We start from the raw sequence: 21019 nt of genomic DNA, 5'->3' as shown, positions 1-21019 counted from the left end.
CAATAAAAAACCTTCCTGTGTTTTAGTATTTCTTCTGGCCAGGATACCTGCATCTATGTAAGTATCTGTCCTGAGAAATCTTTCTGTAAACACAGGAAGGTTTTTATTTTTGCAACAAACATTCGCATTCCACTTCGTTACATGCCCATAAGTGGAAATCACTTTATGATTTTTGTTCAGATTTCCAGTTTTTTCTTTACGGCAGGCGCAATGGATGTATCTGCCTTATGATACGGGATCAATGTGGACTGCAGCGCATGATACAGGTCGGATTTTCCCGGCCATACGGTTCCTTTCAGATGATTATGCTCGTCCAGCTGATGGAACCAGGAGCCATTCTCGTGATCCATGACCACTTCATCCAGATACTTCATGAATTCTGCATAGTCTTTCGCATATTTTTCCCTGCCGGTCACATGATAAAGAACTGCGGAGGTATTGATCGCTTCCGCAAGAGTCCAGTGCATACGGTCATGTACCACCGGTTTGCCATTCCAGTCTGTCGTGTATACAATTCCCGGTGCCCCATCTGCGTTCCAGCCGTCTTTTATTGCTGTTGTGTAAAGTTTCTCTGCTGCCTGGAGATATTTTTCCAGTTTTTCTTTCTCTTCCCTACAGTTTGCAAGCGCCCACTGTGTGATCAGCCTTGCCCACTCGATTCCATGTCCCGGTGTTGCGCCGTATGGCTTGAACGGATCATCCGGGCGGTCGCGGTTGCAGTCAAGATCTGCCACCCATTCCTTTGTGAAATGTTCCGGAATCCTCCAGGAGTTATCCTCTGCCCAACGGATCACATGGTCAATGATCCTGCCTGCGCGGATGTGATATTTTTTGTCCCCGGTGACATCTCCTGCTGCCAAAAAAGCTTCCACAGTATGCATGTTTGCATTTAATCCCCGGTAATCGTCCAGCACGGTAAATTCTGTATTCCAGGTATCGCAGGCCAGTCCTTCCTCTTCATTCCAGAAATGCTGATCATAAACATCCAGCGCCTCCTCAAGGAGTTCTTTTGCCCCAGGCCTTCCGGCTGTCAGTGCGGAAGATGCAGCCAGGATCACAAAAGCATGTGCATAACACTGTTTATTGGGAACAATGCCACCCTCCTGTGTCACACCTGCATACCAGCCACCATTTTTGTCATCGTGAAGCTCTCCCCTAAAACCTTTCAACGCCGCATCCACAAGCTCTCCGCTTCCTTCATGGCCAAGCATCAGTCCCAGGCTGTATACATGTGCCATGCGGCAGGTGATCCAGGTTTCCCGGTTTCTGTCCTTCCATGGTGTTCCGTCATCCCCCAGATAATAGGAACCTCCATTTGGAGAAGGAAACCGATGTCCGAAGTTCAGAAGATCCTCACAGGATGCTTTCAGGAATTCCCGGTTTTCTTTAGTGTTGATCTCATATTTACTGTTCATTTCAACCACCCCATCTGTTTTTCTTTAGGATATCATTCTTTTTGGGGAACTTCAATTCCTTTAGATTATTTTGGCAGACTAATGAAAAAAGAGAATGCCGCATACGCATTCTCCTCATATCCAGACTTCTTAATCTCATTACCATAACGGTCACAGATAGCCCTGTATCAATCTTCAAAACAGGTGATCACATAGCGGTCGCTTTCTATGATCACATCGGAAACATTATCCCTGTCCCAGATCGCATCGCTGATGATATCTTTCAGCTTATCATCCATAACGATATTAAAATTCTCCTCGATCACCTGAAACGGGACTCCCTCATTCTCCTGTGCATACTCCATGATAAAATCAAGAATCTTCTCTTCCATACCTTAAATTCTGCCGCCTTTCTGTAAATAATAACGTTTAATATATTACATCAGATTTCCGCAGATGTCCAGATATTTTCCTGTCATGTCCATGCGGTATTCCATAAGATATTATGCCGGTATACACACGCCCTTCACATTTCACTCTATATCAGAATCTGGTATGCCGGTTCACATATTTTGCCTTATATTTGGAATACACAATGGTCTGATCCTTATAAAGGCCATAATATCCAGATGCTGCATAGCTGATAGATACTGCGATCAGATAGAAGGAGACTCCTTTAAATCCAAACATTTCAAAAGCGATCAGAATCGAAGTGATCGGACAGTTGGTCACACCGCAGAAAACTGCTGCCATTCCACAGGCAGCACAGATTGACGGAGAAATTCCCATAAGATTTCCCATCACACAGCCAAAGGTGGCTCCAATGCAGAAAGAAGGTACGATCTCTCCCCCACGGAATCCTGCACGCATAGTCAGTGCAGTAAGCACCATTTTCCAGAAAAAAGCAAACGTATCCGCCTGTCCGTCTTCCACCGCTTTTTCAATAAGCTCTGCACCGGCTCCCATATATTCATTTGTTCTCAGTATAAAGGTGACTGCAATGACCAGGCATGCTCCAACCACCACACGAAGATATTTATTTTTAAACCATTTGCCATACAAGCCTGCAGCGCCATTCAGTGCAATACAAAATACAATACTGACAACTGCGCATCCAAGTGCCACAACGCCCATTTTCAGTCCGCTTTCTATGGTAAGCGCAGGAATATCCGTCACATGAAAGCTCTCCGGCGTGACTCCCATTCCTGCCGCAAATCCGGAGGCAACCAGCGATGCGATCATACATGGCATCAGTGCCGCATAATACATCACGCCCACACTGACCACTTCCAGCGCAAAAACTGCCGCTGCCATCGGTGTTCCAAACAGTGCTGAAAACGCCGCGCTCATACCGCACATGACAATTACATGACGGTCCTCCTCGTCCAGATGGATCCATCTTCCAAGCTGGTTGGCAATACTTCCTCCAAGCTGGATCGCTGCCCCCTCACGTCCTGCAGAACCACCGGTAAGATGAGTCAGTGCCGTTGTGATAAAGATCAGTGGTGCAGAAAGGATCGGCACATCATCTCTGGAACGCACGGTAGAAAGAACCTGATTGGTCCCTCCATCCTCTTTTCCAAGCTTCTCATACAGAAATACAATGACAAGTCCGGACAATGGCAGCAAAAGAAAAATCCATTCATGAGCCTTTCGGTAACCGGTTACTGCCTTCAACGTAAAAGAAAACAGTGTGCTGGCAGCTCCTACGATACATCCTGTAACGACAGCAAGAACCAGCCACTTGATCAGATTTGATATATCCCGGCTGATTCTTGCACTGTAATAATATAAATGTTCCTTTAATCTTTTGTTATGATCTATCCCCATGTTCCTTCCCCTCTTTTCTTTACTGTCTGCATTATACTACATTTTTCTTCACAGTAAAAGCAGTAAGGAGAAAGCCCTTTTATTTTTTCTTTCCGGAAATATATCTATGTATCAGGATCGAGAATACACTGATCATCACAAGAAGTACCGCGGAGAGCCAGAATGCCGGTGATCCGGGATTCTTGATATTTGCTCCAAATATCGTGGCAAGGATAACTCCCGGAAGTGTTCCCAGCATCCCGCCCAGCATATATATTCCAAATGGGATCTTCACCGCACCCAGAAACAGACTCACTGCATCCCCGGGCAAAAAATTCAGCGTTCTCATAAAAAAAGAAATATACAAAGGATTTCCGTTCTGGTAATCCACCACTGTTTTCAGCTTCGGATATTTGGAAGTAAGATTCTCCACCATGGAAGAGCCGGAAAAACGTCCCATCCAGTAAGGAATTGCCAGTGTAACTGCTCTTCCCAGAAAGTTCACCAGAAGTGCAGTTCCTGTAGAAAACAGATGTCCTACAGCCAGCTGCAGAACTGCAATGGGGAATACAAAGGAGACACTTTTCACGGCGTAAAACACAAGCATAAGTAATGCTGCCTTAACAGGTTCCTTCGGTGTATAGCGCAGGATCTTTTCCACAGACAGATCCTTTCTGTAACGGATGCAGAAAAAAAGCAGCACAAAAAGAAACACCACGGGCAGATATTTTCTGATGTTATCAATCATTTTTTTCATGGTCTGATCACTCCGTTTTCAAAAAAAGAGCACTGGCACCTGTTTCCAGTACCGTGCTCTTTCATAAATTCTGTTTTTTTAAGTTTCAGGATCAGCAGACTTTCTTCGCTGCCTTTCTCTCCTGATCTTCCTTCCACATTTCCTCTGCTACCGGTTTCCAGTTTTCAGCATACCGGTCACATTTTGCACAGAGATGCTCTGCACTCTCCGGTGACTGAAGATCTGTGGAATGTGCTCCGGATTTTTCTACCATTTCTCTCAGCTTCTGTGGATTTTCAAGCATCGGGCATGGGCGGTACATATTGTCATTAAACGGCTGTCCGTCATGATATGCCATCATCATCGGAGACTGCAGTGCTTCCAGAAGTGTTTTCTCGCGGATATTGGAATCAGAATAATGGATAAATACACATGGATCGATATCACCATTTGCATTGATATGCAGATAACGACGGCCGCCTGCAATACATCCTCCCACAAACTCTGCATCATTCTGGAAATCCATGGCAAACAACGGCTTTGTTGCACGGTATTTACGGATACGCTCATAGGTTTCTCTTCTCTGTGCAGGAGTAGGAAGCAACTCCGGTGCTGCATCATTTCCAACCGGCATATAATGGAAATACCAGATAAAGTACGCTCCAAGATCGATCAGGCTGTCGTAAAATGCCTCTGATGTGATAGACTCGAAATTTGCACTCGTATAACATGCAGAGATACCAAATACAAGCTTCTTCTCTCTGAGAAGATTGATGGCCTTGATAACCTTCTGGTATACACCATTTCCTCTTCTGCCATCTGTTGCAGTCTCAAATCCTTCCAGTGAGATCGCAGGAACAAAGTTTCCTACCCGAAGCATATCATTTGCAAAATCCTCATCGATCAGTGTTGCATTTGTGAAGGAAAGGAAGATACAGTCATTATGTTTCTCGCAAAGACGGATCAGATCCTTTTTTCTTACAAGTGGCTCTCCGCCTGTGTAAATATACATATAAACGCCAAGCTCCTTACCCTGGCGGATGATGTCATCGATCTCATCGTAGGTGAGGTTCAGCTTGTTTCCATACTCTGCTGCCCAGCATCCTGTACAGTGCAGATTACAGGCACTTGTTGGGTCAAGAAGGATCGCCCACGGGATATTACAGCCATATTTCTCACGGCATTCATCCTGTTTCTTCCAGCCTGCAAGATTTGCATTGATAAAAAAGTTTGCAACCAGAGTTTTCATAACATGCGGATCAATATCAGTTACCAATCTATGAATAAACGGATAATACGGATGTTCCGGATCAGAAATGGCTTCGCGGATCATTGCTCTCTGTGTAGGAAATCCACCACCGGAAAATTTATCTGCCCAGTCCATGATCTTGATAAAATTCTTATCCGGATCTTTATAAACATAGTTGAATGCCTGTTCCAGTCCGAATTTCTTAAGTGTGTTCATTGCGCTCATACTATCTCTCCTTATTTCTCTCAATGTAAATATGCAATCTAGCTAAACGGACATCCTCATTCCGTCACACTGCATTTCGAGTAACAAAGCTTTCTTACTGTCTTTGCCTGACTCATGGTGTTACTGTACGTTTTTTCCATTTGAATAACAATAGACAATATAATTGGTATGACCAAAAACTAGGCAAATCTATTAAAATGCCTAAATATTTTTGGCATTTCTTCTAAATAACATTTGTTATTTTTGTGCATGCTTACTGATTTCACGATATTTGTCTATATAAAAAACACCCTGGCAATGGCAGAAATATCTTCCGCCCTGCTTCGGGTGTTTTTAATTTATCTTATTACTTTACTACGATATTGATGATCTTCTTCGGTACATAGATCTCTTTGATGATATTTCCGGAGATCTTATCTGCAACTGCCTTCTTTCCTTCGGCGATCGCATCTTCTTTGGAGATCTCTGCCGGAATACTGATAACAGCCTTGGTCTTGCCGTTGATCTGAACCGGAACTTCGATCTCATCATCTTTCATAAGCTCCTCATCGTGAGCCGGCCACTGTGCATGGAAAATAGAATCCTCATGACCAAGCTTCTCCCAGATCTCCTCTGCAATATGAGGAACAAACGGTGCAAGAAGGATGGTAGCTGTCTCAATGGTCTCTTTATCAACAGCGCCGCCGTTCTGTTTTGCGATAGCGATCAGTTTGTTTGTGTATTCCATGAATCCGGATACTACCGTATTCAGGCTGAAGGCCTCAAGTCTGCTGGTGATATCGTATACCATCTTATGACGGGTCTTCTCCATCTCTTTGGTAGCCGGGATATCTTTCTCAATGCTGTCAAGAGCCAGATTCCAGAAACGTTTCAGGAATCTGGATACACCATCGATTCCTCTGTCATCCCATTCTGCATCCAGTTCCGGCGGTCCTACGAACAGCTCATACATACGTAAGGAATCACATCCGTAATCATTTACAAGATCATCCGGTGAAATAACATTTCCTTTGGATTTACTCATCTTGATTCCGTTTTTACCTGTGATCATACCCTGGTTGAACAGCTTGACAAACGGCTCATCGAAATCAATAGCTCCGATATCATACAGGAACTTGGTATAGAATCTGGAGTACAGAAGATGAAGAACAGCATGCTCTACACCACCGATATACATATCTACCGGCAGATATTTATCAGCTTTCTCTTTGGAAACCAGTTCTTTATTATTCTTATTATCTACATAACGGAGGAAATACCAGGAAGATCCGGCCCACTGAGGCATGGTATTTGTCTCACGTTTTGCAGGTGCACCACAGCATGGGCATGTGGTATTTACCCACTCGTCGATGGCAGCAAGCGGTGACTCTCCGGTTCCTGTCGGCTGGTAGCTTTCTACCTCCGGAAGTCTTAACGGAAGCTGATCCTCCGGTACCGGTACCGCACCGCATTTCGGGCAGTGTACGATCGGGATCGGCTCACCCCAGTAACGCTGACGGGAAAATACCCAGTCTCTCAGTTTGTAGTTGACAGTCTTACGTCCGATACCCAGCTTCTCGATGATATGCGGTGCTTCCTTCTTCAGTACGGAAGATTCCATTCCGTTCCACTCACCGGAGTTGATCATGGTTCCGGAAGCCTCTGTGTAAGCTTCTGTCATATTCTGAATTTCTTTACCATCTTTTGCGATAACCTGGATGATCGGAATATCGAATTTCTTTGCGAACTCAAAGTCACGGTCATCATGAGCAGGTACACACATGATAGCACCTGTACCATAATCAGCAAGTACATAGTCAGAAAGCCAGATTGGAAGCTTCTCGCCGTTCAGCGGATTGATCGCATAAGTACCTGTGAACACACCGGTCTTCTCTTTATCCTGAAGACGGTCTACATTGGATTTCATGGAAGCATCAAAGATATATTTCTCTACAGCCTCTCTTGTCTCGTCTGTTGCAAGAGATTTTGCAAGAGCATGCTCCGGTGCAAGTACCATAAAGGTTGCTCCGTGAAGAGTATCCGGTCTTGTTGTATAAACAGTGATCTTCTCATCTCTTCCTTCAACCGGGAAATCTACCTCTGCACCGTAGGATTTACCGATCCAGTCTGTCTGCATCTTCTTAACCTTCTCCGGCCAGTCCAGTTTGTCCAGGTCATTTAAAAGTCTGTCTGCATATTTTGTGATACGGAGCATCCACTGACGAAGGTTCTTCTTGGTAACCGGGGTACCGCAACGCTCGCAGCATCCGTTTACGACTTCTTCGTTTGCAAGACCTGTCTTACAGGAAGGACACCAGTTAATCGGGAACTCCTTCTCATATGCAAGGCCTTCTTTGAACATTTTTACAAAGATCCACTGTGTCCATTTATAGAAATCAGGATCTGTTGTGTTTACTTCCATATCCCAGTCATAGATTGCCGCGATATCGTTGATCTGACGTTTGATGTTCTTGATGTTTGCTGCTGTGGATACTGCCGGATGAACCCCCATCTTGATGGCATAGTTCTCAGCCGGAAGTCCAAAAGCGTCCCATCCCATCGGATGGATCAGGTAATAACCCTGAAGCATTTTATAACGGCTCCATACATCAGAGATCACATAGCCTCTCCAGTGTCCTACGTGAAGACCGTTTCCGGACGGATACGGGAACATATCCAGACAGTAATATTTCGGTTTCTTGCCGTCATTGACATTTACCGGCTTCTTTTCCCAGTTTGTGCGCCATTTCGCTTCGATGGCTCTATGGTTATAAGGTGCAGCCATTTTTTTATTCCTCCTGCCAAATTACTCAGTATTAATACTTTAATGCTTTCACACACTGCTTTTAATTTTAACTACTTATGATGTATTTGTCAAACAGAAATCCAAAAACAGCTCTTTTCCATCAAAATACGCATAATCCGGCAGATTTGGCCCTGTTTTGTTGACGCTTCTTTTTCCACATGATATAATTTCCTGCATGTATTTTCCTATATTATACATACCATACATATTTATCTTAGGAGGGAACGCATAAATGAAATCTTTTTATTCCTGGTACCGGAAGCATATTACCGGTGCGATCTTTACAGGACTGATCCTGGGTATCCTCACAGGACTTTTCCTGGCCGGACGGTTTGAACCTGTCCTCACTGTGACCAGTCTGATCGGAAGTATCTACATGAACGCCCTGAACATGATGATCTTTCCCATGGTCTTCTGTTCCATTGTCATTGGAATCTGTTCCATCGGAAACGCACGTACTACCGGCAAGATCACTGCAGCATCCATGATCTATTTTCTCTGCACAACGGCACTTGCCAGCCTGTGCGGACTGATCATCCCGAGACTGATCCATCTCGGAGAGGGAGTCAAATTTGAGATGGCAACAGCAGATATCCAGGCTACAGAAATGAGCAGTATCCTTGACACCCTAAAAAACCTGATCCCTTCCAACCCAATCGCCGCATTTGCTGACGGAAATATGCTCCAGGTTCTGGTGTTTGCCCTGATCATCGGTTTCACACTGATCGCAGTCGGTGAAAAAGGAACTCCATTCCTGAATCTGATTGATTCCATCAATGAAGTATGCCTGAAGATCATCACAACCATCATGTACTTTACACCCATCGGTGTTTTCTGTACCATCGTACCGGTTGTGGAAGCCAACGGAACTGAAACGATCATTTCCCTTGCAACACAGCTTGTCATTCTGTATGTGGCATTCTTTGGCTTCGCTATTGTAGTGTACGGTCTCTCTGTAAAGCTGATCGGCAAACAAAGCCCGCTGAAATTCCTGAAAGCGATCCTGCCAGCAGCACTGAACGCCTTCGGAACCTGCTCAAGCTCCGCAACCATTCCATTAAGCAAGCAGTGTATGGAAGAAGAAATGGGCGTATCCAACCAGATCACCAGCATCGCCATTCCTCTTGGTGCTACCGTTAATATGGATGCTGTATCTATCCTGATGTCCTTTATGATCATGTTCTTTGCAAACGCCTGCGGAATCCATGTAAGTATTCCTCTTATGATCATTATCCTTCTTGCAAACGTACTGCTTTCCGTTGGTACTCCAGGTGTTCCCGGTGGTGCTATCGCATCTTTCGCAGCACTGGCAACTATGGCCGGACTTCCTGCCGGAGTTCTTGGTGTTTATATCAGCATCAATACCCTCTGTGATATGGGCGCCACCTGTGTCAATGTTATCGGTGACATGGCATGTTGCTCTGCACTGAAAAATGTTATCAAGATTGAGGAAGAAGCATAAACAAATCTTTCTGAAGTGTTATTTAAACAGAATGCAAATTACTTTACATAAAATATTTTATGTAAAGTAGCAGTAGCAAAAGCCGTAAGATATATGTTTAAGAAACTTTTACATATACTTACGGCTTTTCTGTTTATCAACTGTTCACATCCTGTATTCTTTATACTGTTTAACGTAAATGATGTAACACAGAAATTTATATTTCATTTTGCTGACTTTATTTTTTCAGAACACGGTAATTTTCTTCTCTGTCGTAATCCTTATGGACCCCATCGTCCTCATATAAGGTATACTCCGCACCTTCATATCCGAGAAGCTGCATATTTTTTGTATCCAGAGCTGCCACACATTCCGCTGCTTCTGCAACCGGAATACATTTTCCCTTCCGGATAAACAACGGAATCTCATTCAGTGCCACCTCTACATAATGAACACCCTTTTCAAGGATCTCCTCTGCAATGGTTCCATCCGGAAGGAATTTCACAAACTTCATCTCCTCTGGAAGATATACATAACGGCCTCTTGCGTTCTGTTCATAAACCGGAGCGATCATGATCTCATTTCCAAGAAGCAGCTGGTCTTCCACATGTACGGCAATCTTATCCTCCGGATAAACAAAGCCCAACGGCCGGAAATACATATCATCGTTCAGAGCCGCCTTCATATATTCACTGTAAAGATATGGAATAAGACGATATCTTACACCGATCACATGACGGAAATCCTCCACATTTTCAAACTGGTAGCATTCCTGCTCTCTGGTACCGATCGCTGTATGATCACGCATCAGCGGTGTGAATACTCCAAGTGCCAGGAAACGGAGCAGCAGCTCTCTTGTGGTATCAGCGCCAAATCCCCCCAGATCTGCTCCTGCATACAGGAAACCACACATATTCAGAGAAGGCATCATCTTCAGGTTCAGGAGAATATGCGCCCACCAGGATTTATTGTCACCGGTCCAGATTCCACCATAGCGGTGCATACCAATGTAAGAAGATCTGGAGAACATCAGGAAACGTTTCTCCGGATCGATCCGTTCAAAAGCTTCCCCCGCTGCCCTGGTCATATTGTAGCCAAACAGGTTGTGCACTTTGTCATGGCGGATCTTTTTACCATCTACATTATGATAAAATCTCCGGTAATCTTCCGGATTGTTGGCAGCATCACGAAGGGCACTCTGCATCTTCCAGATATGGATCTTTCCCTCTGTATCTTTTGCAAATTCCCCGGCAAGCTCTTTGACCTCTTTCATTCCCTCTGTGGAATAAAAAATTGCCGGCTCGTTCATATCGTTCCAGAAACCGTCGATTCCCTTCTCAATCAGGAAACGGTATTTGTCACCGAACCATTTTCTGGCATCTTTATTCAACACATCCGGGAAATGGGTATCTCCAGGCCATACAGCTGCCACAAAGTCACTGCCATCCTCTCTCTGGCAGAAATAACGATTTTTAACCCCTTCCTCATAAACATCGTATCCCGGCTCCACTTTGACGCCGGCATCAATAATGGGGATCAGACGGATATCCTGATCTTTCAGTTCCTTTACAAACTCCGGAAAATCCTGGAAATTCTCTTCGTTTAATGTAAAATCTTTATAGGACTGCATGTAATCGATATCCATGTAGATCATATCAATGGGGATATGGTTTTCTCGATAGCCTGCTGCAACGTTCCGGAAATCTTCTTTTGTGGTATAGCCCCATCTGCTCTGGCCGAATCCAAAGGCAAATTTCGGCGGGATATAGCTTCTTCCGATCACATGGCGGAACTGCTTTACAATATCATAGGGACTCTCCCCCTCGATCACATAAAGCTTCAGGTCTGCATTTTCGCAGGTTACCTTCATGGTATCCATTCTGGTATAGCCAATGTCAAAGGTAATCGCTGCCGGATAATCAAAAAACATTCCAAAGGTTTCTTTTCCGGACACAATGATAAGATTATGTGCACCGTACAGGGAATGTTTATCCTCTGTATGCTCCGGATCATCGGTACAGTTACTGGTATAAATGAATCCTCTCTTGTTGATACCGCGGTTGGATTCTCCCAGTCCGTAAACGATATCCTCTTCATCCATGATATAAGTAAAAGAAAATCCATCTTCTGTGCAGATTTCTCCATATCCTGGCTTTCCTTCTGCTGTTTCAAGGGTTTCTGTCAGTGCCTCAGTTTCAAAGGGCTCTCCATATACATATTTTTTTATCATTTTTCACTCTCCTGTTACAGATTTCTGTAAAGAACAAATGCCTCATAAGGTTTCAGGATCACTTTCTTCCCAAAATCCTTTCTTCCAAGATTGGTGATCAGGCATTCTGCATTTTTCTGAAATTCTTCCGGGATTTCCATTTCTGCCACATGCTCACTGAAATTGCAGACTGTAAGAAGCTTCTCTCCCTCAAGGGTTCTGGTATATGCAAAAATCTGATCATGATCTCTGTAAAGTGCCTCAAATGCACCGTAAACGATCACCGGTTTTTCTTTTCTTAAACGGATCAGCTTCTGATAATAATGGAAAATGGAATCCGGATCCGAAAGCTGCTGCTTCGCATTGATCTCCTTATAATTGGAGTTTACACTGATCCATGGCGTTCCCTCCGTAAAGCCAGCCTGATGGGAATCCTCCCACTGCATCGGTGTTCTGGCATTGTCACGTCCTCTCAGCATCAGGCACTTCATCATATATTCCGGTGTATAAATACCTGCTTCTGTGTATTCATGGAAATACTGAATGCTCTCGATATCACGGTAATCCTTAAGGTCTGTAAAATAAGCATTGGTCATTCCAAGCTCTTCTCCCTGATAAACATAAGGAGTTCCCTGCATCATATGAAGGCAGGTTGCCAGCATCTTGGCTGAAGTTTCCCTGTATGCAGGATTATCATTTCCAAATCTGGAAACACTTCTTGGCTGGTCATGATTTCCCAGAAACAGACTGTTCCATGCTTTCCCGGCAAGCTCTTCCTGCCATTTGATCATAACCTTTTTAAATTCCTGGAAATCGTATTTCTCGGTAGTCCATTTACCATGGTCTGATCCCTGATCCTCTACATGCTCAAACTGAAACACCATGTTCAGCTCATTTCTGTCCTCACCTGCATATTTCTGTGCCTCTTCGATAGTCACACCGGAGGTTTCTCCAACTGTCATCACATCGTATCGGGATAAAACCTCTCTGTTCATTTCCTGAAGAAACTCATGGATCCTCGGACCATGGACGCAGTAAGGACCAAAATCACCGTATAATCCTCCATTCATTTCTCCATCCGGATATGACTGATCCTTGGAGATCATGCTGATCACGTCCATTCGGAAACCGTCGATTCCTTTTTCACACCAGAAATTCATCATATCGTAAACTTCCTGACGAACCTTTTCATTTTCCCAGTTCAGATCCGGCTGCTTTCTGGAAAACAGGTGAAGATAATACATCTCTGTCTGAGGATCATATTCCCATGCAGGGCCTCCGAACGCACTTCCCCAGTTATTCGGTTCTTTTCCATTCACCGGCTCTCTCCAGATATAGTAATCCCTGTAAGGATTATCTTTGGATTTCCTACTTTCAATAAACCAGTTGTGTTCATCGGAAGTATGGTTTACGACCAGATCCATGAGGATCTTAATGCCACGTTTATGTGCTTCCTCAAGAAGCTTTTCATAATCCTCCATGGTTCCATATTCATTATAGATCCTGCGGTAATCGGAAATATCATAGCCATTGTCATCCTGCGGGGATTCCAGCATGGGTGAGATCCAGAGAACATTTACTCCCAGCTCCTTCAGATAGTCCAGTTTTTCTATAATTCCGGGAATATCGCCAATTCCGTCTCCGTTGCTGTCCTTAAAACTTCTCGGATAAATCTGATATACCACGCTTTCTTTCCACCAGTTTTTTTTCATGGTAAACGGCCTCCTTTTTTCTGTTTGATCCTGAAATCAGCATATCCTATCTGCCCTTTAAAATCAACAGGTTTCTCGTGAAACTTAAATATCTGCCAAACTTTTCTGTTTTTTTTATGCAGTTTTAACAATAAGTCACTACTGTCCGGTGAAAGAATTTCCACCGTATCCCGATGATGTCCCAGGAAAAGTCGTCACAAAATAAAAAAAGAGATCCTGCTACTCTTTTACAGAATCTCTCTTTACAAGCCAGACAGGGCTTTTTACATTTTTTTTGGCAGGTTCCTTTCCCTCTGCCATAAGAAGCAGCTTCCGTAAGGCAAGAACTGCTTTCTGATGAACATCCTGATGAATGGTGGTCAGCTTTGGCCTGACGATCTGCGCATAAAAATTATCATCAAAGCCGGTAATGGAAATCTGATCCGGAATCCTGATTCCTCTGTCTGTAAAATAATTGATAGCTTCCACAGCTGTGTAATCAGAAGAAAATGCCAGTGCCTTTGTCTCCAGAAAATGAGGCAGCAGCTCTTCATATTTTTTCAGTCTGCGCCGGGGTTCCTGGGGAACCACCACATAGCGGGAGCGGCTGCAGAAGCCGCCATTTTTTTCCATAGCCTGTTTGAATCCAAGCCATCTGGCATAATCACTGTCCTGCTCTGTTTCCGCAACAAAAAGTGCCCGGTGGTATCCACAGGAATGCAGATATTCCCCAATCTGATATCCGCCGGAATAATCATCCACTCCTACATTCTGAAAGCTATATCCACCCTTCGGATAGGCATCGATCAATACCATTTTTTTATTCAGCTTTCTGGAAAGCTGATGATACTGTTCTTCATTATACCCTATAATGATAAGACCCTCTACATTCCAACGGGATGCCATATCTACCACATTATCGATCCGTTCACCGCCAATGAGCATAATATAATAGCCTCTGTTTTCTGCTTCGACCTGCAGCGTTCCGGTGATCTCTCCCACAAAAGAATCCTGCAGAGACTGCATACCATGAATGAAGGAAAAACCAAGAACCACTCCAATGATCCTTGAGCCGTGTCCGGATAGCATCACAGATCCCATGTGGGGAACATAATTCTGCTCCTTCAGAATCGCCGTGATCCGGTCAATGGTGCTCTGTGAAACCCGTTTTGTATTTCCATTGATCACATTGGATACGGTTGTACGACTGACACCTGCCATATCCGCGATATCCTGCAGCCTTATCATTTCATTGAATACTGCATCAGCTCATAATGAAGCTCACAGCCCTCATAGATTTCTGCCGGAAGTAATGCTCTGGCAACTACTTTCAGTTCCTCCTCCGGCTGATCCACACGCTTCAAATGTGCATAATCTCCGTCAATCTGTTCCACGATATAATCACATACTAACATTTTTTGTCCTCTCTCTTTTCTTTTTTGCTCATACTTCAATAACCTGTATGAGCGCAATTCGTTTTTCTGACTGCTTATTCACGAACGCATCTAAAAACAGGCTACAGCAAATGCTGCAGCCTGTCAACTCTTTATTCTGCCCTCAAAAAATATCTCTGTTTATTCGTCAGCACTGTCAACCTTGCTTGCGCGTGCCGCGATCTCTTTCTCCTGGATATCATTAGGAGCCTGCTCATAGCGTGCAAATTCATAGGAGAAATCTCCGCTTCCACCGGTCATGGAACGAAGGACAGTGGAATAACCATAGATTTCAAGAAGCGGAACATCTGCCTCAATGATGGTATTTCCTTCGTGGTCCGGATTCATTCCGAGAACACGACCACGTCTCTTGTTCAGATCTCCCATAACATCACCGGTATATTTATCCGGAACTGTAATCTTCATGGAGATGATCGGCTCAAGAAGTACAGGAGACGCTTCCATAAAGCCCTTCTTGAAGGCAAGGATAGTTGCCATCTTAAATGCCATCTCAGAAGAATCTACCGGATGATAAGATCCATCGTAAAGGGTTGCCTTCACACCAACAACCGGATATGCAGCCAGAGGTCCCTTGAGAACACATTCCTGAAGTCCCTTCTCAACAGCCGGGAAGTAGTTCTTCGGAACTGCACCACCTACAACTACCTGCTCAAATACATAAGGTGTCTCCAGATCGCCAGATGGCTCAAAGCGCATCTTAACGTGGCCATACTGTCCGTGTCCGCCGGACTGTTTCTTATGTTTGCCTTCTACATCTGAATTCTTACGGAGTGTTTCACGGAACGGAACCTTCGGTTTTGAAAGTTCCACATCCACTTTATAACGTTCTTTCAGCTTGCTGACAACGATATCCAGATGCTGATCGCCCATACCGTAGATCAGGCTCTGACGGTTGGCACTGTCATTGACAACCTTAAGCGTTCTGTCCTCTGTCATCATCTTGGCAAGGGACTGTGCGATCTTATCCTCATCGCCCTTCTTCACTGCCTTAAATCTCTTATATGTATATGGTGTGGAAAGTACAGCCTTCGGATAAAGGATCGGGTTCGCCTTAGTTGCAAGGCTGTCACCGGTCTGTACGCTGCCAAGTTTGGCAATGGCACCGATATCACCTGCAAAAAGCTCCGGAACTTCGATCGGTTTGGAACCTTCCAGAACATAGAGTTTATTTACACGCTCCTCTGTTCCCTTCTCTACATTGAGAAGTGTATCATCGGATTTCAGCACACCGGAGCATACCTTGATCAGAGAATATTTACCAAGGAACGGATCTGCGATGGTCTTAAATACATAAGCGGATTTTGCCTTGGCAAAGTCATAATTCGCCTCAAAGATCTCGTTGGTCTTCTGTGCGATACCGTTGCAGGAACGTCCGCTCGGACTCGGGAAGTAACCGCAGATATCATCCAGAAGATTGGATACACCACGAAGATTTACCGGTGAACCCATGCATACCGGAACAATGCTTCCATCCTGTACGTTAGTTGCAATGGCCGCAGAAACCTCTGCTACGGAGAAGGTATCTCCCTCAAAATAACGGTCCATAAACTCTTCGCTTGTTTCTGCAACAGACTCCATCAGAGTTTCATGATATTTCTCAAGATATTCGGTCAGATAGTCCGGAACCGGGCATTCTTCTTTACCGGCCTTGTCAATGTATCTTCTTCCGGCCTGTTTCACAACATTGACATAACCTACAAACTTACCGTCTTCACGGATCGGGAAATGAAGAGGAGCGATCCTCTTGCCATACAGCTCTGTCAGCTCTTCCACGACCTCACGATAGCTGACATCATCCACGTCCATATCGGTAACAAAGATCATTCGCGGAAGTTTATATTTCTCGCAGAGATTCCATGCCTTCTGTGTTCCAACCTGAACACCGGCCTTACCGGAAACAACGATGATCGCTGCATCTGCTGCACTGACGGCTTCCTCAACTTCTCCCACAAAATCGAAATATCCGGGAGTATCCAGTACATTTACCTTCATCTTATCCCATGGTACCGGAATCAAAGAAGTTGTGATGGAAAAATGTCTCTTTATTTCTTCCTTGTCATAATCGCTGACAGTATTGCCATCCTCAACACGTCCGAGTCTGTTTGTCATACCTGCCAGATAAGCCATTGCCTCAGCCAGTGTTGTTTTACCTGCGCCACCATGACCTAATAGGACTACATTTCTGATTCGGTCTGTTCTGAAAACGTCCATATGTAATACCTCCCTGTTTGTCTTACTTAATATGTTCACATTTTACTAAATTTCCATGCAAATTTCAAGTATTTTATTCAATTTTGACAACTTTTTTTCAGAAAGTTTTTAGTTATACCGTCAATTCGTTGTAGTACATGGCGAAAGTATCTGATTTTTACGTAAAAAAATCCCGAAAGAATCCGGATATGTTTTCTCAGCATTTTGCAAAATCAGGTATTCTTTCAGGATTTTTTCTATTTTTCTGTATCTTCTATATCTTTTAAGAGAAAAGCCTGTACATTCTGTGCCCCCTGTCAGAATGTACGGTTTACATATTTTTTCACGGCATCCACGGAACGGTTCAGTACCAGATCTTCCGGAAAATCCAGTTTTGTCAGAAGGGCTCTGGCAAGGTCAAATTCTCCGATCAGAAGATCAAAATGGGCATCGCTGTCCATAACCACAGGTACCTGATATTTTTTGCAGTAATTCAGCATAATGGTATCGTTCTCTACCGCATTCTCACGGGTACAGTCCGGGTCCATGGAGTGATTATTAAGCTCCAGAACTTTACCATATTCTTTTGCCCCCTGTACAAGCGCCTCATAGTCGATATCGTATCTTCCGTCATCCGGATGTCCGATGATATTGACATACGGATTTTTCATAACATTAAGATAGGCTTCTGTATTCTCCTGTCTGCTGCCCGGTTTGATACATGGCACATGAAGGCTTGCAATGACCACGTCCAGCTTTTCCAGGGTTTTCTGAGCCAGATCCACCGTTCCTGCAGCATCCAGGATATTTACCTCTGATCCCAGAAGCAGCTGGATTCCGTACATTTCACGGGGCACTACTTTTATATTCTGAAAATAGAACTTGTGGCAGGTTCCGGGCATCTTCGGTGCATGTTCTGTGATTCCCAGAAGCTCAAGCCCCTTATCGGAAGCTGCTTTCGCCATCTCGCGAAGCGTACAGTATGCATGTCCGCTGGCTACAGTATGTGTGTGCAGATCCATTACTGACTGATATTTCATAATAAATTCTCCTCTGTACCCTACATTATTTTTTCTTATTATACGTCCGAAATCCCTGATTTCTCAAGTCTTTTTATATTACTGTCCAATTATTTTTACTGTTCATTGGTAATATTCCCGTTTCGGGCTACGACAACCGAATTCGGGCAAAATATACCGCAAAATGGAACGTGCAGATTGTGGGAATGCTTTTTCAAACATGTTCTAACATTTGTTGACATTTTTCGTACTTTCTTTTACAATATAGTCGTGATTTACACTATTAAAGAATAAAAGTAAAATGTGACCGGAAAGGACTCTGAAGTACTATGAAAACCATAGGTTTTATCGGCCTTGGGCTGATCGGCGGCTCCATTGCCAGAACCATACGAAAATTTCACCCGGATTATCGCCTGCTTGCCTTTGACAAAGACAGAGACGCTCTGGCAGAGGCAGTCAGTTTAAATGTGATCGACGGGATCTGCGATATTGAAGATGAGCGATTATACAACTGCGATTATCTTTTTCTCTGTGCCCCTGTAGAATTCAATGTGGAGTACATGGAAAAGATCAAGGATTCTCTTGGAGAAAACTGCATTCTCACCGATGTGGGAAGTGTAAAAAGTATCATCCACGAAAAGGTAACCGAACTTGGACTCGAGGGAAAATTTATCGGCGGCCATCCAATGGCAGGCTCCGAGCGCAGCGGTTTTTCCAATTCCAGTGATCATCTCCTGGAAAATGCTTACTATATCATTACTCCCGGAGGAGAAGTTGCTCTGGATCGGATTTCCGATTTTACGGAACTGGTTTCCTCTCTTGGTGCGATCCCTCTTGTTCTCACTGCGGAAGAACATGATTTCATCACGGCAGGAGTCAGCCACCTCCCTCATATCGTGGCTTCCGCTCTTGTCAATCTTGTAAACCTTCTGGACAACGATGCCCAGTATATGAAAATGATCGCAGCCGGTGGTTTCCGTGATATCACACGTATCGCTTCTTCTTCACCAGTTATGTGGGAGCAGATCTGCCTGGAAAACCAAAAAAACATTTCCACAGTTCTGGACGAATTTATCCGTATGCTGATCCAGATCCGCTGTTCCATTGATAACAGAGAAGCCGACAATATTTTTGACATGTTCGCAAGTTCCAAGGATTACCGTGATTCCATTGACATTGTAGATAACAGCCTGATCCCCCGCTCCTATGTTCTTTACATTGATGTGGCAGATGAGGCCGGTGCCATTGCAACTATCGCAACCATTCTTGCAACAGAAAAGGTCAGCATCAAAAATATCGGCATCATCCACAACCGTGAATTTGAAGATGGCGTTCTGAAGATCGAATTTTATACAGATGCAGCCCTGGAGCAGGCCAAAGTGCTTCTTACCAAACGTAATTACAAAATCTGTGAACGCTGATATATATAAATGAGGTATTTATTATGGAAATCAAAAAAGCAAAAAAATTATCCGGTTCTCTTTCTATTCCCGGAGATAAATCCATTTCTCACAGAGCTGTTATGTTCGGCTCTCTCGCAGAAGGCACTACCAGGATCTCAAACTTTCTGGAAGGTGCCGACTGCCTCTCCACCATTTCCTGTTTCCGGAAAATGGGCATTAACATAGAAAATACCAAAGGCGAGATCCTGGTTCACGGAAAAGGCCTCCACGGTCTCAGCGCTCCAGCAGAGACTCTTGATGTAGGCAACAGCGGTACTACCACCCGCCTCATCTCCGGAATCCTGGCAGGACAGGATTTTGTATCAGAACTTACCGGCGATGCTTCCATCCAGAAACGCCCCATGAAACGGATCATGACTCCGCTTTCCCAGATGGGGGCAGATATCATCAGCCTTGGCGGAAACGGATGTGCACCGCTTAAGATCTCCGGAAAAAAACTCCATGCCATCCACTACAATTCTCCGGTAGCGTCTGCCCAGGTAAAATCCTGTGTACTCCTTGCCGGAATGTATTCGGACGGCATTACCTGTGTAACAGAGCCGGTTCTCTCCAGAAATCACACGGAGATCATGCTGAATTACTTTGGCGCTGATGTAACATCAGAAGGAACAACTGCATTCATCAAGCCAGATCCTTCTCTTTACGGACGTGAGATCCTGGTTCCGGGCGATATCTCTTCCGCTGCTTATTTTATCGCAGCCGGCCTTCTTGTTCCCAACAGCGAGATCCTTCTGAAAAATGTGGGAATCAACCCGACCCGTGACGGTATCCTCCGTGTATGCAAAGCTATGGGCGCAGATATCACCCTTCTCAATGAAACCACAGAAGGCGAACCTACTGCAGATCTTCTGATCCGCTCCTCCTCTCTTCACGGAACAACAGTAGAAGGTGCCATCATTCCTACCCTAATCGATGAACTTCCGATGATCGCGGTTATGGCAGCCTTTGCAGAAGGAACCACTGTTATCCGTGATGCCCAGGAGCTTCGTGTCAAAGAATCCGACCGTATCCAGGTTATGACAGAAAACCTCCAGAAAATGGGGGCAGATATCCAAGCAACGGAAGACGGCATGATCATCCACGGTGGAAAACCTCTCCACGGTGCAGAGATCGATTCTCATCTGGATCACCGTGTAGCCATGTCCTTCGCAGTAGCAGGCCTTCTCTCAGAAGGAACACTTTCCATCAAAAATGGTGAATGTGTCAACATCTCCTATCCGGAATTCTATTCCGATCTTTACAGTCTGGCAGAATAATTATCAGATATACAGACAGAGAGCATTTTTGTGTACTATTGCATCTGTTCTATCAGATGGAAGTACCTGAAAATGCTCTCTGTTTTTTGTATTTTTTT

Annotated in this window: 16 protein-coding genes; 3 read left to right on the top strand and 13 right to left on the bottom strand. The window is 44.4% G+C overall.

The features are described 5' to 3' along the window. Positions 1 to 176: 176 nt before the first annotated feature. From GPK81_RS09180 to leuS, 6 genes are all read right to left on the bottom strand, one after another. Entirely contained in the window at positions 177 to 1415 is a 1239-nt protein-coding gene (locus GPK81_RS09180; RefSeq protein ID WP_215706927.1) for an AGE family epimerase/isomerase, read from the bottom strand. 167 nt (positions 1416 to 1582) lie between these two features. After that, positions 1583 to 1786 carry a hypothetical protein gene (locus GPK81_RS09175; protein WP_021978076.1) on the bottom strand — a complete coding sequence of 68 codons (204 nt, stop codon included), beginning with the start codon at positions 1784 to 1786 and terminating at the stop codon, positions 1583 to 1585. A 151-nt stretch (positions 1787 to 1937) separates the two neighbouring features. Further along, positions 1938 to 3224: a chloride channel protein gene (locus GPK81_RS09170; RefSeq protein WP_215706926.1), complete on the bottom strand. Its 1287-nt coding sequence runs from the start codon at positions 3222 to 3224 to the stop codon at positions 1938 to 1940. Between the two features lie 79 nt (positions 3225 to 3303). Continuing rightward, on the bottom strand, positions 3304 to 3960 hold the full coding sequence (locus GPK81_RS09165; RefSeq protein WP_118063906.1) for a TVP38/TMEM64 family protein: 657 nt from the start codon (positions 3958 to 3960) through the stop codon (positions 3304 to 3306). Between the two features lie 91 nt (positions 3961 to 4051). Continuing rightward, positions 4052 to 5413: a radical SAM protein gene (locus GPK81_RS09160; protein WP_118070075.1), complete on the bottom strand. Its 1362-nt coding sequence runs from the start codon at positions 5411 to 5413 to the stop codon at positions 4052 to 4054. Between the two features lie 346 nt (positions 5414 to 5759). After that, the gene (gene leuS, locus GPK81_RS09155) at positions 5760 to 8177 is read right to left on the bottom strand and encodes a leucine--tRNA ligase (RefSeq protein ID WP_215706925.1); all 2418 of its coding nucleotides are present in this window, start codon (positions 8175 to 8177) and stop codon (positions 5760 to 5762) included. A gap of 253 nt (positions 8178 to 8430) precedes the next feature. On the opposite strand from leuS, the gene GPK81_RS09150 reads away from it, so the two are divergent. After that, positions 8431 to 9660: a dicarboxylate/amino acid:cation symporter gene (locus tag GPK81_RS09150; protein ID WP_215706924.1), complete on the top strand. Its 1230-nt coding sequence runs from the start codon at positions 8431 to 8433 to the stop codon at positions 9658 to 9660. Between the two features lie 217 nt (positions 9661 to 9877). On the opposite strand, the gene GPK81_RS09145 is transcribed toward GPK81_RS09150, so the two are convergent. The 7 genes from GPK81_RS09145 to GPK81_RS18695 all read right to left on the bottom strand — a co-directional run bounded on the left by GPK81_RS09145 (position 9878) and on the right by GPK81_RS18695 (position 18444). Then, entirely contained in the window at positions 9878 to 11869 is a 1992-nt protein-coding gene (locus GPK81_RS09145) for a glycoside hydrolase family 31 protein (RefSeq protein WP_215706923.1), read from the bottom strand. A 14-nt stretch (positions 11870 to 11883) separates the two neighbouring features. Further along, positions 11884 to 13560 carry a glycoside hydrolase family 13 protein gene (locus tag GPK81_RS09140; RefSeq protein WP_215706922.1) on the bottom strand — a complete coding sequence of 559 codons (1677 nt, stop codon included), beginning with the start codon at positions 13558 to 13560 and terminating at the stop codon, positions 11884 to 11886. A gap of 219 nt (positions 13561 to 13779) precedes the next feature. Further along, positions 13780 to 14787, bottom strand: a complete 1008-nt coding sequence (locus GPK81_RS09135) for a LacI family DNA-binding transcriptional regulator (protein ID WP_215706921.1) — start codon at positions 14785 to 14787, stop codon at positions 13780 to 13782. Continuing rightward, positions 14784 to 14954: a hypothetical protein gene (locus tag GPK81_RS09130; protein WP_015525206.1), complete on the bottom strand. Its 171-nt coding sequence runs from the start codon at positions 14952 to 14954 to the stop codon at positions 14784 to 14786. The genes GPK81_RS09135 and GPK81_RS09130 overlap by 4 nt, the downstream gene beginning before the upstream one ends. A 159-nt stretch (positions 14955 to 15113) precedes the next feature. Further along, on the bottom strand, positions 15114 to 17204 hold the full coding sequence (locus GPK81_RS09125; RefSeq protein WP_215706920.1) for an elongation factor G: 2091 nt from the start codon (positions 17202 to 17204) through the stop codon (positions 15114 to 15116). Positions 17205 to 17500: 296 nt separating this feature from the next. Then, positions 17501 to 18223 carry a phosphatase gene (locus GPK81_RS09120; protein ID WP_021978086.1) on the bottom strand — a complete coding sequence of 241 codons (723 nt, stop codon included), beginning with the start codon at positions 18221 to 18223 and terminating at the stop codon, positions 17501 to 17503. 95 nt (positions 18224 to 18318) lie between these two features. Continuing rightward, positions 18319 to 18444 carry a DUF6783 domain-containing protein gene (locus GPK81_RS18695; RefSeq protein ID WP_417029149.1) on the bottom strand — a complete coding sequence of 42 codons (126 nt, stop codon included), beginning with the start codon at positions 18442 to 18444 and terminating at the stop codon, positions 18319 to 18321. 87 nt (positions 18445 to 18531) lie between these two features. Here GPK81_RS18695 and GPK81_RS09115 point away from each other — a divergent pair, with 87 nt between their 5' ends. After that, a complete protein-coding gene (locus tag GPK81_RS09115) occupies positions 18532 to 19623 on the top strand; it encodes a prephenate dehydrogenase (RefSeq protein WP_118064487.1) in 1092 nt (363 codons plus the stop codon). A gap of 23 nt (positions 19624 to 19646) precedes the next feature. Next, positions 19647 to 20921 carry a 3-phosphoshikimate 1-carboxyvinyltransferase gene (gene aroA, locus GPK81_RS09110; protein ID WP_215706919.1) on the top strand — a complete coding sequence of 425 codons (1275 nt, stop codon included), beginning with the start codon at positions 19647 to 19649 and terminating at the stop codon, positions 20919 to 20921. Positions 20922 to 21019 lie beyond the last annotated feature (98 nt).

It is taken from the genome of Blautia sp. MCC283 (assembly GCF_018785565.1).
In the GTDB taxonomy this organism is placed as follows: Bacteria; Bacillota; Clostridia; order Lachnospirales; family Lachnospiraceae; genus Blautia_A.
Note: the sequence above shows the minus strand (reverse complement) of the source record. Positions and strands in the feature narration are given on the sequence as shown.

What these genes read in the sequence shown, in the direction of transcription:
- GPK81_RS09165 (WP_118063906.1), bottom strand. Translation starts at nt 3,960, where the DNA reads ATGAAAAAAATGATTGATAACATCAGAAAATATCTGCCCGTGGTGTTT.
- GPK81_RS09145 (WP_215706923.1), bottom strand. Translation starts at nt 11,869, where the DNA reads ATGATAAAAAAATATGTATATGGAGAGCCCTTTGAAACTGAGGCACTG.
- GPK81_RS09135 (WP_215706921.1), bottom strand. Translation starts at nt 14,787, where the DNA reads ATGATAAGGCTGCAGGATATCGCGGATATGGCAGGTGTCAGTCGTACA.
- GPK81_RS09175 (WP_021978076.1), bottom strand. Translation starts at nt 1,786, where the DNA reads ATGGAAGAGAAGATTCTTGATTTTATCATGGAGTATGCACAGGAGAAT.
- GPK81_RS09130 (WP_015525206.1), bottom strand. Translation starts at nt 14,954, where the DNA reads ATGTTAGTATGTGATTATATCGTGGAACAGATTGACGGAGATTATGCA.
- GPK81_RS09180 (WP_215706927.1), bottom strand. Translation starts at nt 1,415, where the DNA reads ATGAACAGTAAATATGAGATCAACACTAAAGAAAACCGGGAATTCCTG.
- GPK81_RS09140 (WP_215706922.1), bottom strand. Translation starts at nt 13,560, where the DNA reads ATGAAAAAAAACTGGTGGAAAGAAAGCGTGGTATATCAGATTTATCCG.
- GPK81_RS09125 (WP_215706920.1), bottom strand. Translation starts at nt 17,204, where the DNA reads ATGGACGTTTTCAGAACAGACCGAATCAGAAATGTAGTCCTATTAGGT.
- GPK81_RS09150 (WP_215706924.1), top strand. Translation starts at nt 8,431, where the DNA reads ATGAAATCTTTTTATTCCTGGTACCGGAAGCATATTACCGGTGCGATC.
- GPK81_RS09120 (WP_021978086.1), bottom strand. Translation starts at nt 18,223, where the DNA reads ATGAAATATCAGTCAGTAATGGATCTGCACACACATACTGTAGCCAGC.
- GPK81_RS18695 (WP_417029149.1), bottom strand. Translation starts at nt 18,444, where the DNA reads ATGTCAACAAATGTTAGAACATGTTTGAAAAAGCATTCCCACAATCTG.
- GPK81_RS09115 (WP_118064487.1), top strand. Translation starts at nt 18,532, where the DNA reads ATGAAAACCATAGGTTTTATCGGCCTTGGGCTGATCGGCGGCTCCATT.
- GPK81_RS09170 (WP_215706926.1), bottom strand. Translation starts at nt 3,224, where the DNA reads ATGGGGATAGATCATAACAAAAGATTAAAGGAACATTTATATTATTAC.
- GPK81_RS09160 (WP_118070075.1), bottom strand. Translation starts at nt 5,413, where the DNA reads ATGAGCGCAATGAACACACTTAAGAAATTCGGACTGGAACAGGCATTC.
- aroA (WP_215706919.1), top strand. Translation starts at nt 19,647, where the DNA reads ATGGAAATCAAAAAAGCAAAAAAATTATCCGGTTCTCTTTCTATTCCC.
- leuS (WP_215706925.1), bottom strand. Translation starts at nt 8,177, where the DNA reads ATGGCTGCACCTTATAACCATAGAGCCATCGAAGCGAAATGGCGCACA.